This window comes from Pedococcus sp. 2YAF34, from assembly GCF_052114585.1.
Taxonomy (GTDB): Bacteria; Actinomycetota; Actinomycetes; order Actinomycetales; family Dermatophilaceae; genus Pedococcus.
Genome location: NZ_JBFRFA010000056.1, coordinates 1 through 11990, shown reverse-complemented (window position 1 = coordinate 11990; position 11990 = coordinate 1). Strand labels below are relative to the sequence as shown.

Here is an 11990-nt window from a genome sequence, read left to right as displayed (position 1 = left end):
GGGTGACCCCGTCGGGGTCACCCCCCACACCGCCTTCCACCCCAACTCGCTTTCCACAGCACTCCGGGCAAGGAGCAGGCATGAGCAGTGTGGCGCAGTCGACGGCCGGTCCGACTCAGAAGAGACCGGCGAAGAACAAGGGCCTCAACGCGGGTCAGGCACGCACGGGCTACCTGCTGGTGGCCCCCACGATCATCTTCCTGTCGGTGATCATCATCTACCCGCTGCTCAAGGCGATTCAGCTGTCCTTCCAGAAGGACGCCGGGCTCGACCCCGCCACGGGGCTGTTCGTCGAGGGCGGTAGCGCAGGGATCTCCAACTACACCCACTGGCTACTCCAGAAGTGTGGCGAGGTGGACTGTCCCCCCGGCGCCATCGGCGCCCAGTTCTACGACGCGTTCTGGGTGACGCTGTTCTTCACCGTCGTCAGCGTCGTCATCGAGGTCCTGCTCGGCATGTGGTTCGCGATGATCATGAACCGCGACTTCAAGGGCCGTGGCCTGGTCCGCGCCGCGATCCTCGTCCCGTGGGCCATCCCCACCGCCGTGACCGCCAAGCTCTTCTTCTTCATGTTCGCCTACGACGGCATCATCAACCAGCTCATCGGCTTCGTCGGCATCTCCCCCCAGCTGTGGACCAGTGACCCGTGGGCGGCCAAGTTCGCGATCATCATCGCCGATGTCTGGAAGACCACGCCCTTCATGGCCCTGCTCATCCTCGCCGGGCTCCAGCTGATCCCCGGCGACGTCTACGAAGCGGCCCAGATCGACGGCGCCACCAAGTGGCAGACGTTCATGCGGATCACGCTCCCGCTGGTCAAGGTGCCGCTGATGGTGGCTGTGCTCTTCCGGACGCTCGACGTGCTGCGCATCTACGACCTCCCCGCCATCCTCACCCAGGGCGCCGGCGGCACCACGTCGCTGTCGATGCTCGTCATCAAGCAGAAGAACGAGGGCTTCCACAGTGCCTCGGCGCTGTCCACCATCGTCTTCCTCCTCATCGCCCTCACTGCCTTCCTGTTCATCAAGTTCGGCGGGGCCGACGTGATCCAGCGCCCGCCCTCGAAGCAGGCGAAGGACCAGGTCGACAAGCCCACCCCCAAGGACAAGGACGCCCAGACGGGCAACCCTGTCGCCGCCAACGCGACCTCGACGGGAGCCTGAGATGACGACTGCGGCAACCACCACCTCGACCACCGCTCCGCCGGAAGGCGGTCGCACCGAGGCGCAGGAGATCCACTTCCGGAGCAACCGCAACGCCAAGATCCGGATGTACATCGGCCTGGCGGTCCTGGTCATCTGGGGCCTGGCGCCGTTCTACTGGATGGTCGTCACCGCGTTCCGTGACGTCGGTTACACCTTCGACAACTCACCGTGGCCGAGCCATGTAACGCTGGACAACTTCAAGACGGCGTTCTCCACCGCCCGAGGCAACCACTTCGGCGCAGCCCTCGGGCACTCGGTCATCATCGGCATCGTCACCACCGTCGTGGCCATGCTGGTCGGTGTCTTCGCGTCCTACGCGCTGGCCCGGCTCCAGTTCCCCGGCAAGTACGCCGTGCTCGGCGTCATCCTGGGCGCGTCGATGTTCCCCGGCGTCGCGCTCGTCTCGCCCCTGTTCCAGATGTTCTCCAACCTCGGCTGGCTGTCCGGCGCCAACTACCAGGCGCTGATCATCCCGAACATCTCGTTCGCGCTGCCCCTGACGATCTACACGCTCACCGCCTTCCTGGCCGAGATGCCGTGGGAGCTCGAGGAGTCGGCCCGGATCGACGGGTGCACGCCGGGTCAGGCGTTCCGCAAGATCATGCTGCCGCTCGCCGCCCCCGGCCTGTTCACCACCGCGATCCTGGCCTTCATCGCCAGCTGGAACGAGTACCTGCTCGCCCAGCAGTTCTCGACCGCGAAGACCCAGACGGTCACCGTGGCGATCGCAGGGTTCACCGGCGCGCAGCCCCACCAGGAGCCCTACACCGCGGTCATGGCAGCCGGGACGATCGTCACCGTGCCGCTCATCATCATGGTGCTCGTGTTCCAGCGGGCCATCGTGTCCGGCCTGACGGCCGGCGGGGTGAAGGGCTAGGCCCCGGCCGGCCCCTCGGCACCATGGGACTGTTCAACCCCGGGAGCGGCACCGGCGGCGCCCGGGCGCGAGCACAGCGCCTCGACATGGTGCTCGGCATCCTCGGGTTCTTCGCCTTCATGGCCGTGGTGCAGACGGTCGTCCTCGAGGTTCGCGGGGAGCCGGCGGGATTCTCCGCCGCGCTCCTCGCGGTCCTCCTCGGCCTGCTGTACCTCGTGTGGAGGGCCCGCAAGAACACCGGGGTCTGACTGACGGCAGCACCCCACCACCAGGACAGGTGTCATGACGACCATCGGCGACGTTGCCAAGGCTGCGGGTGTGTCCGTGGCCACGGTCTCGCGCGCCCTGCGGGGCGTGGACCGGGTCAGCCCCCACACCCGCGAGCGGGTGATGGCTGCCGCCGCGGACCTGCACTACGTCGCCTCCCCCGCCGCGACGTCACTGGTCTCAGGCCGCACCCGCGGCATCGGTGTCATCACCCCGTACTTCAGCCGCTGGTTCTTCGCCACGGTGATCACCGGCATCGAGAAGGCGCTGCGCGAGGAGGGCTACCACGTCCTGCTCTGCGACCTCGAGGGCCACACGTTCGACACCCGGCTGCCCATCACGCAGAACATGCTGTGGAAGCGGGCGGACGGCGTCATCATCCTCAACGTGCCACCCGAGCCCGACGAGCGCGACCTGCTCGACCGGCTCGGCATGCCGGTGGTGACGGTCGGCAACCGTCAGCCCGGCTGGCCCTCGGTGCGCATCGACGACCAGGCGGCGATGGCCATGGCCACCGAGTACGCCATCGGGCTGGGCCACACGCGGATCGGGTATGCCGGCACGGTGCCCACGTCGGTGTCGCACCTGCAGACCCCGTTCGACCGCCGCCAGGCCTTCATGGACGTCATGGCCTCGCACGGCCTCGAGGTCCGTCCCGAGTGGACGCTGCGGTGCGACTGGACCGCCGACGGCGCCGCGGAGCACGCCAACCGGCTGTTCGGCGGCGGCGACCGCCCCACCTGCGTGGTGGCGGCCTCGGACGAGATGGCGTTCGGGGTGATGAGCGCCGCGCGGCACCGCGGCCTCGACGTCCCCCGCGACGTGTCGGTCATCGGCATCGACGACCACGTGCACTCGCGCATCCTCGACCTCACGACCGTGCGCCAGGACGTCGAGGCGCAGGGGCGGCACGCCGGAGCCATCATGCTGGCCACCCTGCACGGCCACGAGGTCAGCCCGTCCCACGACGAGGTCCTCGGGGTCGAGCTGGTCGTCCGCGGCTCGACCGCTCCCCCGGCCGCCGCCAAGGCGCCGGCCACGCCCGGACCCGCCCCGGCCAAGGGGGTCAAGACCCGCACCCGGGGCCGAGGGGTCAGCGAGACGCTCACCGTCTGAACCACCGGCGGTTCCGCGGCTGCGGGACCGCCGGTCGTCCGCGAGTCGTCCGAGTCGCTCAGTTGACGGTGCCCTCGCGCTCCCCCAGCTCCTCGGGGTCGCGGATGTAGGTGCGCTTGGCGCGCAGGGCGCGGTTGGCGAACCACGTGAGCGCCCAGAGCACCACACCGAGGGCCAGCAGCCAGCCGGCGATCTCGTACTGGATCGGCTTGCGACCGGTCAGCGGCGTCACGAAGTAGGCGCACAGCACGGCGCCCAGCACGGGCAGCACCGTCGGGGCCACGAAGTGCTTGCGGTCGATGGTGTCCTTGCGCAGCACCAGCACACAGATGTTGACGATGGCAAAGACCCCGAGCAGGAGCAGGGCCGTGGTGCCACCGAGCGCGCCGATCACCTCGCCGTCGGCGTTGAGGGTGACCAGGGTGATGAGGCCGAACGCGATCGCCGTCGTGAACAGGATCGAGACCCACGGCGTCCGGCGGACGGAGTGCACCTTGCCCAGGAACGGCGGCAGCACCTCCTGGCGCGCCATGCCGTAGAGCAGCCGGCTGGCCATGAGCATGTTGATCAGCGCCGAGTTGGCGACGGCGAACATCGAGATGAACGGCAGCAGCGTGTCGATCGGCACCCCGGGGGCGGCGCGCTCGACCACGGTGACCAGCGGGGTGTCCGAGCCGGCGAGCTCGCCCACCGGGACGACTGCTACCGAGAAGAGCGCCACCAGCACGTAGATGACCCCGGTGATGCTGATGCCGGTGATCATCATCTTCGGGAAGTTGCGGACCGGGTCCTTGGTCTCCTCGGCCATGTTGACCGAGTCCTCGAACCCGACCATGGCGAAGAAGGCCAGCGACGTGGCGGCGGTGACGGCGAGGAACGCGTTCTTGTCGCTGGGGCTGTCGAAGACCATGGTCCGGCTGAAGTCGGTCCTGCCTGCGGTGAGGGCGTAGAACCCGCACAGGATCACGAGCAGCAGACCGGACAGCTCGACGAGCGTGAGCACGATGTTGGCGCGGACGCTCTCGCCGACCCCGCGGAAGTTGACCGCGGCGATGAGCGCCATGAACCCCAGCGCGATGAACAGGATGAGCCCGCTGTTGCCCTTGTCGAGGCCGAAGCCCACCGCGAGGTTAGACGCGAACGCCCGCGAGGCCGTCGAGGCGCTGGTGATGCCGGAGCACATGACCGTGAACGCCACGATGAACGTCAGGAAGTGCACCCCGAACGCCTTGTGCGTGTAGAGCGCCGCACCGGCGGCCTGCGGGTACTTCGTGACCAGCTCGAGGTAGGAGAACGCGGTGATCATCGCGATGCCGAAGGCGACGATGAACGGCGCCCAGGCGGCCCCGCCCACCTCGGCGGCCACCTCACCGGTGAGGGCGTAGACCCCCGTGCCGAGGATGTCGCCGACGATGAACAGCAGGAGGAGCTTGGGCCCCATCACCCGCTTGAGCTCGGTCTGTTCTTCCCCTGTGTCGGGGTGGGTGGTCGTGGTCATGGGCAGCACCTCTCGGTCGCCGAGGCCGCCCTTCACGGCCCCTGCATCCGCCCACAGTGGCGCAGATCCCCAACAGCGGCAACGACAGCCGCGCGACCTCAGGCGTCGATGCGGTCGCGGTCGAGCTCGGCGGCGGACTCCACGATGAAGTCCTTGCGCGGCCCCACGTCGTTGCCCATGAGCAGGTCGAACACGCGCTCGGCCATCTCGGCGTCCGCGAGGGTGACGCGGCGCAGCGTACGGTGCCGCGGGTCCATGGTCGTCTCCGCGAGCTGGTCGGCGTCCATCTCGCCCAAGCCCTTGTAGCGCTGCAGCGGCTGCTTGATGTTCTTGCCGCGTTTGCCGAGGGAAGCGACCGTGGTGCGCATCTCCTTCTCGGAGTAGGTGTAGATGAGGTCGTTCTTCTTGGACCCGTTGTTGACGACCTCGATGCGGTGCAGCGGGGGCACGGCGGCATAGACCCGGCCGGCCTCGACGAGCGGGCGCATGTAGCGGAAGAACAGGGTCAGCAGCAGGGTGCGGATGTGGGCGCCGTCGACGTCGGCGTCGGTCATGATGATGACCTTGCCGTAGCGCGAGGCGTCGAGGTCGAACGAGCGGCCCGAGCCGGCGCCGATGACCTGGATGATCGCGGCGCACTCGGCGTTCTTGAGCATGTCGGAGACCGACGCCTTCTGGACGTTGAGGATCTTGCCGCGGATCGGCAGCAGGGCCTGGTAGTCGCTGGAGCGTGCCAGCTTGGCGGTGCCCAGGGCGCTGTCACCCTCGACGATGAACAGCTCGGACTTCTCGACATCGGTCGAGCGGCAGTCGGCCAGCTTGGCCGGAAGGCTGGAGGTCTCGAGGGCGTTCTTGCGGCGCTGGGTCTCCTTGTGCAGCCGCGCGCTGATGCGCGACTTCATCTCCGAGACGACCTTCTCGAGCAGCAGCGCCGCCTGGGCCTTCTCGCCGCGCTTGGTGGAGGTGAGGCGCTCGGTCAGCTCCTTCTCCACGACCTTCGTGACGATGGCGCGGACCGCGTTGGTGCCGAGCACCTCCTTGGTCTGGCCCTCGAACTGCGGCTCGGCGAGGCGGACGGTCACGACCGCGGTCAGGCCCGCCAGCACGTCGTCCTTCTCCGGCTTGTCGCTGCCGACCTTGAGTCGGCGGCTGTTGACCTCGAGCTGCTTGCGGAAGACCTTCAGCAGCGCCTGCTCGAAACCAGCGATGTGGGTGCCGCCCTTGGGCGTCGCGATGATGTTGACGAAGGAGCTGACCTTCGCGTCGTAGCCGGTCCCCCACCGCACCGCGATGTCGACACCGCACTCGCGCTCGACCTCGGTCGGGGTCATGTGCCCCTTGGCGTCGAGGACGGGAACCGTCTCGGTGAACGTCCCGGTGCCCTGCAGGCGCCACACCTCGGTGACCGCGGCGTCGGGGGCGAGGAACTCGGCGAACTCCGAGATGCCGCCGTCGTGGACGAAGGTCTCCTCGTGCGGACCCTCCTCGCCGGGCGTGCCGGGCACGCGTCGCTCGTCCCGGATGACGATGGTGAGGCCGGGGACCAGGAAGGAGGTCTGCCGGGCGCGCGAGACCAGGCCCGCGTAGTCGAAGGCGGCGTCCTTGAGGAAGATCTGCTCGTCGGCCCAGTAGCGCACGCGGGTGCCGGTGACCCCCCGCTTGGCCTTGCCGACCACGGCGAGCTCGCTGGAGCGCTCGTACGGCGTGAACGCGTGGTCGGGTGCCTTGTCGGCGGTGGCCACGTCCGGGAAGTAGCCGGGCTCGCCCCGGCGGAAGCTCATGGCATACGTCTTGCCAGCGCGGTCGACCTCGACGTCGAGGCGTGCGGAGAGGGCGTTGACGACGGAGGCGCCGACGCCGTGCAGGCCACCGGAGGCGGTGTAGGAACCGCCGCCGAACTTGCCGCCGGCGTGCAGCTTGGTGAAGACGACCTCGACCCCGGTCAGGCCGGTGCGCGGCTCGATGTCGACGGGGATGCCGCGGCCGTTGTCGCGCACCTCGACCGACCCGTCGCGGTAGAGGATCACCTCGATGCGGTCGCAGTGCCCGCCGAGGGACTCGTCCACCGCGTTGTCGATGATCTCCCAGAGGCAGTGCATGAGGCCGCGGCCGTCGGTCGAGCCGATGTACATGCCCGGGCGCTTGCGGACCGCCTCGAGCCCCTCGAGGACCTGGAGGTGGTGTGCGCTGTAGTCCGACGTGGACTTCGTCGTCGCGGCCTTCTTCGCGGTGGTGGCTGCAGCCACGGGGTTCCCTTCTCGGTGCTCTGGCGGCCAGGTCGCTGACCGGTCCCCGCAGGGTAACCCGGGGCCCCACGGGCCCGGCGCAGGCACACCGCAGGCGGGCGACCCATCCACCGGACACCCCCGCACCCATCCACCGGACACCCGAGCGACGAATCACCCGATGCGACATGACGTGACCCACATGGTGGCCCAATACGGGCAGGGAAGAACCCGGCGTGCTTGACTGTTGCAACCGGCGCCGGACGGAAGAGGTCCCACCCCTGGGGCGGCCACCGACCGGCGGAGGATGTCTCACCGAGACACGAATGAAGGAAGGCTGACGTGACCACTGCACTGGCACCCTCTCTGACCGCGGCAGACCGCTGCGACCGCTGCGGCGCCCAGGCCTACGTGCGCGCTCGCCTTCACGCTGGTGGGGAACTGCTGTTCTGCGCCCACCACGGACGCGAGCACCTGCCGAAGCTGCGCGAGCACGCCGACATCCAGGACGAGAGCGAGCGGCTCCACGAGAACCCGGCGTCCGCCGCCGACGAGGAACGGTAGGCCGGCCGCTCCGCCCTCGTCGTGGAGGCCACCTTGTGGGTCCCCGCCCTCCTGATCGTGATCGGGTTGGTGGGGATCGTCGTACCCGTCCTGCCCGGGTTGCTCCTGGTCCTCGCGGCCGTGCTGATCTGGGCGTTCGACACCGGGTCCGCCGCCGGCTGGGCGGTGTTCGCCCTGTCCGCGGTGCTCTACGTGGTCGGGATGGCGCTGCAGTATGCAGTGCCCGGTCGACGCCTGCGTGAGGCCGGTGTACGCCGGTCCACGCTGTTCCTCGCCGTCCTGCTCGCGATCGTGGGCTTCTTCGTCATCCCGGTCGTCGGGGCCGTGGTCGGGTTCGTGGGGGGCATCTACCTCGTGGAGCTCGGCCACTCCCGCGACCGTGGCTCGGCGTGGACCTCGACGCGAGCCGCCCTCAAGGCGGTCTTCCTGTCGATCGGTATCGAGCTGCTGGCCGGGCTCGCCATCGCGACCACCTGGGTGCTGGGCGTCCTGGTCACGACCTGAGCCCAAGCGGGCTCGGCCGCCGGTTCTCCGCTGTCGGGTTCTTCGCTGTCGGGTGGAGGTCAGTAGCCGCCGTCGCGGCGGCGGTCCCAGCGCTCCTCCATGCGGTGCATGAAGGAGCCGTGGGCGCGGGCACCCTTGGCACCCCGAGCACCTTGGCCGGTCTTGCCGCGCGGCACGGAGCGGCGCACGGTGCCGTCCGGCTGGACGGCGCCCAGGACGGTCTTGCCACGTCGTGGAGGGGTGAGGGCGAAGGCGACGGCCGCCACCATCACGGCGAAGCCCACCGCCCCGATCCACATGGTCGTGTTGACGCCCACGAGCACGAGGGCCAGGCCTGCCACGACCCCGACCACCCCGATCGCCACGCGGCGGCGGGCTGCGGCGCGAGCACCGGCCCCCTGCATCTGCGAGGCGAACTTCGGGTCCTCGGCATACAGCGCCTGCTCCATCTGCTCAAGCAGCTGCTGTTCGTGCTCTGAGAGCGGCACGGTGACCTCCTGGGCAATCGGCGTGCAAGACCTCCAACGCGCCAAGCCGCCGATTCGTTGCGCCGGTGAGATGCGTCGTTGCCGGTCAGTGGCTTTGCGCTGACGTCTTCAGGATATGTCGCAGCCCGGGGTTGCACCATCCGTTCGGGCAGGCCGGTCCGATGCTTCGTCAGTGGTGCGTGTCACCCCGGCCGGAGGCGTGCCGTCGGCGCTCGGCGTCGCTGATCAGGCTGGCCGGGCGGACGCTCCCGGCCCCGAACCGGGCGCTGGCGCGGTCGACGGCGCGGTCGGCCTCGCGCCAGCCCTGCTCGGGCTCGTCGAGCAGGCCCTGGATGGGCGCGCCGGCGCCCTCCACCAGGCCCTCCATCCGCACCCCGACGAGGCGGATGCGGGCGCGCTGGAGGCCCAAGGCGTCGTACAGGCTGCGAGCGGTCTCGTAGATCTCGCGGCTCACGTCGGTGGGGTCGCGCAGGGTACGGCTGCGCGTGATCGTCGTGAAGTCGGAGAACCGGACCCTGATGGTGACGGTGCGCCCCATCATCCCTGCCGCACGGACCCTGGCCGCGGTGCGGTCGCTGAGCTTGAGCAGGTGGCGGTGGATCTGCACCGGGTCGTCGACGTCGAACTCGAACGTCTCGTCCGAGCCGATGCTGCGCTCGCGCCGGACGGGTTCGACACCGCGGGGGTCGCGCCCCCAGGCCAGGTCGTGCAGGTGCGGGCCGGCGCTGTCGCCCAGCGCCCGGCGCAGGGTGTCCAGGGGCGTGTGGGCGATGTCGGCCACCGTGTGCAGCCCGAGCCGCAGGAGGGTCTCCTCCGTCTTGTCCCCCACCCCCCACAGGGCGCCCACGGGCAGCTGCTGGACGAAGGTGACGACCTCGTCGCGCGGCACCACCACCAGGCCGTCGGGCTTGGCCAGGCCGGAGGCGAGCTTGGCGACGAACTTGGTCGGCGCGACCCCCACCGAGCACGTGATGCCCTGCTCGTCGTGGATGGTGTCGCGGATGAGCTGACCGATCCGCGCCGGGTTGCCGAGCCGGCGCACCGAGCCAGCGACGTCGAGGAAGGCCTCGTCGAGCGACAGCGGCTCGACCAGCGGGGTGATGGTGTCGAACGTCGCCATCACCGCGGCCGAGATCTGGCTGTAGAGGTGGTGGTCGGGGGCGATGACGGTCGCTTGGGGGCACAGCCGCCGGGCCCGTGACATCGGCATGGCGGACGCGACCCCGAACCGGCGCGCCTCGTAGGTCGCCGACAGCACGACCCCGCGGTTGCCACCGCCGCCGATGATCACCGGGGTGCCGACCAGCTCGGGCCGGCTGAGGAGGGAGGCGGAGGCGTAGAAGGCGTCCATGTCGACGTGCAGGACGGTGCAGCCGGTGTCGTCAGGCGGCCGGTCCGCACTGCGCGTCGGCAGGGTGAACTGGCGGCGGCTCACGTGTGGGCGAGGACGTGGACCGCTGCGCCGAGCTCGCCGAGGAACCCGAACTCGGGGTGCCGGCTCGCGGCGGCCTCGAGCTCGAGCAGCGCGGCACGGTCGGCGTCGGAGTCGATGAGGGCCGAGGGCACGAGGTCGCTGAACAGGCGCACGCCGTGCACGTCCTCGACGACCAGGCCCGTCTGCTCGACCATCGCCCGCAGCGTGCTCGCGTCGAACCGTCGCGGCAGCGGGTCGGCCGGGCCCCACCGGCCGTCCTCGCTGACCAGGGCCTGGTGGGCCTGCGCGAACTGGCCGGCGAGGGCTCGCGCGAACACGACGGCCAGGCGCTGGGCGGCGACGATGCTGAGGTGGCCGCCGGGGGCGACGACCCCGGCCAGGGCGGTCAGCGTGGCCTGCGGGTCGTCGACCACCTCGAGCGTGCCGTGGCAGCACACCAGGTCGACGAGCTGGTCGCCGACGATCGAGGCCAGGGAGTCGGCGTCGCCCTGGACGGCGGTGACCCGTGCGGCGACCCCGCGCTCGGTGCTGCGCCGGGACAGCGACGCCAGGGCGTCGGGGCTCGGGTCGACGACGACGACCTCGTGCCCGAGCTCGGCCAGCGGGACGGCCAGGCCGCCGGTGCCGCCACCGAGGTCGAGGACACGCAACGGCCGGTCGCCGTCGGCCGGGTGGTTCGCCCGCTTGGCCTCGAGGAGGTCACGGACGGCGGTCCACACCGCAGAGGTGCGCAGGGCGGTCTCCACCCCGCCGCGCCGGGTACGCCACTGCTCGTCGGCCACGGGGTCCACCTCCGTCGTCTGCTGGTCTGTCGTGCCGGTGCCACTCGTCGTGGGTGCTGCCACCCTAATGGCCCGAGCTGCCGGGACTGGAGTGCCACAGCTTGCGTGGCGGCTCGAGCCGGCCGACCCCGTCGTCGGGCACCTGCGCCCCCTGCGCCAGGGCCCGGGAGCCCCGGACGTCCTCCCCCGGCGGCTTGATGTCCGCGTAGGGCGACTGGCGGAAGCCCGAGGCGTGCACCAGGACCCTGCGCCCGGCCGGCCCGCTGGAGCGCTGCGCCTCCTCGGCCAGCTCGGCGAGCTCGGTGGCTGCCTGCTCGCTGGCGTCCATCGCGGCGTGGACGGCTTCGAGGCCGCCGCTCGTCCACGCCTCCCACAACGGGGTGAGCTCCCACGCGCCGGTGGCCCGCAGCGAGATCCCCCGCGGTCCGGTCCGCCGGACCACACCCCGCACGAGCATCATCCAGGAGTGGAACACCGTGGCGGCGTAGGGACCCTGGACGTCCTCGAAGAAGGTGGCGTCGACCGGGCCGGTGGCGTCGTCGAGGGTCAGGAAGACGACCCGGCGCCCCGACCGGATGGGTGGGGTCTGGGTCGCGACCTTGACGCCGGCCACCCAGACCGTGGAGCGGCTGCGTGAACCCAACAGGTCGCGGCTGCGGGTGACCCCCAGCGCGTCGAGCATCGGGGCGTAGAACTCCACGACGTGGGCACTCGCGTCGAGGCCCAGGATGTCGAGCTCGGCACGGACCCGTTCGGGCCCGCTCAGCTCGGGCAGGCCGGTGCCGGTGGTAAGCTCGGGCCGGTCACCGAGGTCGAGGGTGAGCTGGGTCGGCTGGGCGGCCGCGTCCTGCACCGGCAGCGCCGCCTGTGACTGCCGTGCAGCCAGGGCTCGCACGCCCGAACCGTCAGCGACCCCATCACTGGGCGCCCGCCCGCCAACAGGGACCCCTGAGCCGGTCCACGAGCCGGTTCCCGCGCCGACACGGGCGCCGGCCCGGGCGCCGGCCCGTCCGCGGCGGGGTGCGGCCC

Annotated in this window: 12 protein-coding genes; 6 read left to right on the top strand and 6 right to left on the bottom strand. The window is 70.6% G+C overall.

The annotated features are described in order from the left end of the window. The first annotated feature begins 80 nt into the window (after positions 1–80). The 4 genes from AB4Z02_RS18335 to AB4Z02_RS18320 are packed head-to-tail and all read left to right on the top strand — an operon-like array spanning position 81 to position 3465. Positions 81–1163, top strand: a complete 1083-nt coding sequence (locus AB4Z02_RS18335) for a carbohydrate ABC transporter permease (RefSeq protein WP_441972769.1) — start codon at positions 81–83, stop codon at positions 1161–1163. A 1-nt stretch (position 1164) separates the two neighbouring features. Next, complete coding sequence (locus AB4Z02_RS18330; RefSeq protein ID WP_441972767.1) at positions 1165–2082, top strand: carbohydrate ABC transporter permease; 918 nt, start codon at positions 1165–1167, stop codon at positions 2080–2082. Between the two features lie 23 nt (positions 2083–2105). Then, entirely contained in the window at positions 2106–2330 is a 225-nt protein-coding gene (locus AB4Z02_RS18325) for a hypothetical protein (protein WP_056883977.1), read from the top strand. 34 nt (positions 2331–2364) lie between these two features. Next, the gene (locus tag AB4Z02_RS18320; RefSeq protein WP_441972765.1) at positions 2365–3465 is read left to right on the top strand and encodes a LacI family DNA-binding transcriptional regulator; all 1101 of its coding nucleotides are present in this window, start codon (positions 2365–2367) and stop codon (positions 3463–3465) included. 58 nt (positions 3466–3523) lie between these two features. On the opposite strand, the gene AB4Z02_RS18315 is transcribed toward AB4Z02_RS18320, so the two are convergent. Beyond that, positions 3524–4963, bottom strand: a complete 1440-nt coding sequence (locus tag AB4Z02_RS18315) for an APC family permease (protein WP_056884188.1) — start codon at positions 4961–4963, stop codon at positions 3524–3526. Between the two features lie 98 nt (positions 4964–5061). Next, entirely contained in the window at positions 5062–7209 is a 2148-nt protein-coding gene (locus tag AB4Z02_RS18310; protein ID WP_441972762.1) for a DNA gyrase/topoisomerase IV subunit B, read from the bottom strand. A 321-nt stretch (positions 7210–7530) separates the two neighbouring features. Between AB4Z02_RS18310 and AB4Z02_RS18305 the strand changes: the two genes are divergently transcribed. Together AB4Z02_RS18305 and AB4Z02_RS18300 are read left to right on the top strand one after the other, a co-directional pair. Then, positions 7531–7752 carry a DUF7455 domain-containing protein gene (locus AB4Z02_RS18305; protein ID WP_056883975.1) on the top strand — a complete coding sequence of 74 codons (222 nt, stop codon included), beginning with the start codon at positions 7531–7533 and terminating at the stop codon, positions 7750–7752. 21 nt (positions 7753–7773) lie between these two features. Continuing rightward, the gene (locus AB4Z02_RS18300; protein WP_441972760.1) at positions 7774–8256 is read left to right on the top strand and encodes a DUF456 domain-containing protein; all 483 of its coding nucleotides are present in this window, start codon (positions 7774–7776) and stop codon (positions 8254–8256) included. A 59-nt stretch (positions 8257–8315) separates the two neighbouring features. On the opposite strand, the gene AB4Z02_RS18295 is transcribed toward AB4Z02_RS18300, so the two are convergent. The 4 genes from AB4Z02_RS18295 to AB4Z02_RS18280 all read right to left on the bottom strand — a co-directional run bounded on the left by AB4Z02_RS18295 (position 8316) and on the right by AB4Z02_RS18280 (position 11856). Continuing rightward, on the bottom strand, positions 8316–8744 hold the full coding sequence (locus tag AB4Z02_RS18295) for a DUF3040 domain-containing protein (protein ID WP_056883973.1): 429 nt from the start codon (positions 8742–8744) through the stop codon (positions 8316–8318). 169 nt (positions 8745–8913) lie between these two features. Next, positions 8914–10179 carry a DNA polymerase IV gene (dinB, locus tag AB4Z02_RS18290; RefSeq protein ID WP_441972757.1) on the bottom strand — a complete coding sequence of 422 codons (1266 nt, stop codon included), beginning with the start codon at positions 10177–10179 and terminating at the stop codon, positions 8914–8916. Next, positions 10176–10961 (bottom strand): methyltransferase domain-containing protein, encoded by a 786-nt coding sequence (locus tag AB4Z02_RS18285; RefSeq protein ID WP_056883971.1) that lies wholly within the window; start codon positions 10959–10961, stop codon positions 10176–10178. Before AB4Z02_RS18285 ends, dinB begins: the two co-directional genes overlap by 4 nt. Before the next feature lie 64 nt (positions 10962–11025). Further along, on the bottom strand, positions 11026–11856 hold the full coding sequence (locus AB4Z02_RS18280) for an OB-fold nucleic acid binding domain-containing protein (RefSeq protein ID WP_441972755.1): 831 nt from the start codon (positions 11854–11856) through the stop codon (positions 11026–11028). Between the last annotated feature and the right edge of the window lie 134 nt (positions 11857–11990).

Bases quoted from the DNA above. Each gene is read 5' to 3' on its own strand.
- AB4Z02_RS18320 (WP_441972765.1), top strand. From the start codon at position 2,365: ATGACGACCATCGGCGACGTTGCCAAGGCTGCGGGTGTGTCCGTGGCC.
- AB4Z02_RS18330 (WP_441972767.1), top strand. From the start codon at position 1,165: ATGACGACTGCGGCAACCACCACCTCGACCACCGCTCCGCCGGAAGGC.
- AB4Z02_RS18335 (WP_441972769.1), top strand. From the start codon at position 81: ATGAGCAGTGTGGCGCAGTCGACGGCCGGTCCGACTCAGAAGAGACCG.
- AB4Z02_RS18315 (WP_056884188.1), bottom strand. From the start codon at position 4,963: ATGACCACGACCACCCACCCCGACACAGGGGAAGAACAGACCGAGCTC.
- AB4Z02_RS18325 (WP_056883977.1), top strand. From the start codon at position 2,106: ATGGGACTGTTCAACCCCGGGAGCGGCACCGGCGGCGCCCGGGCGCGA.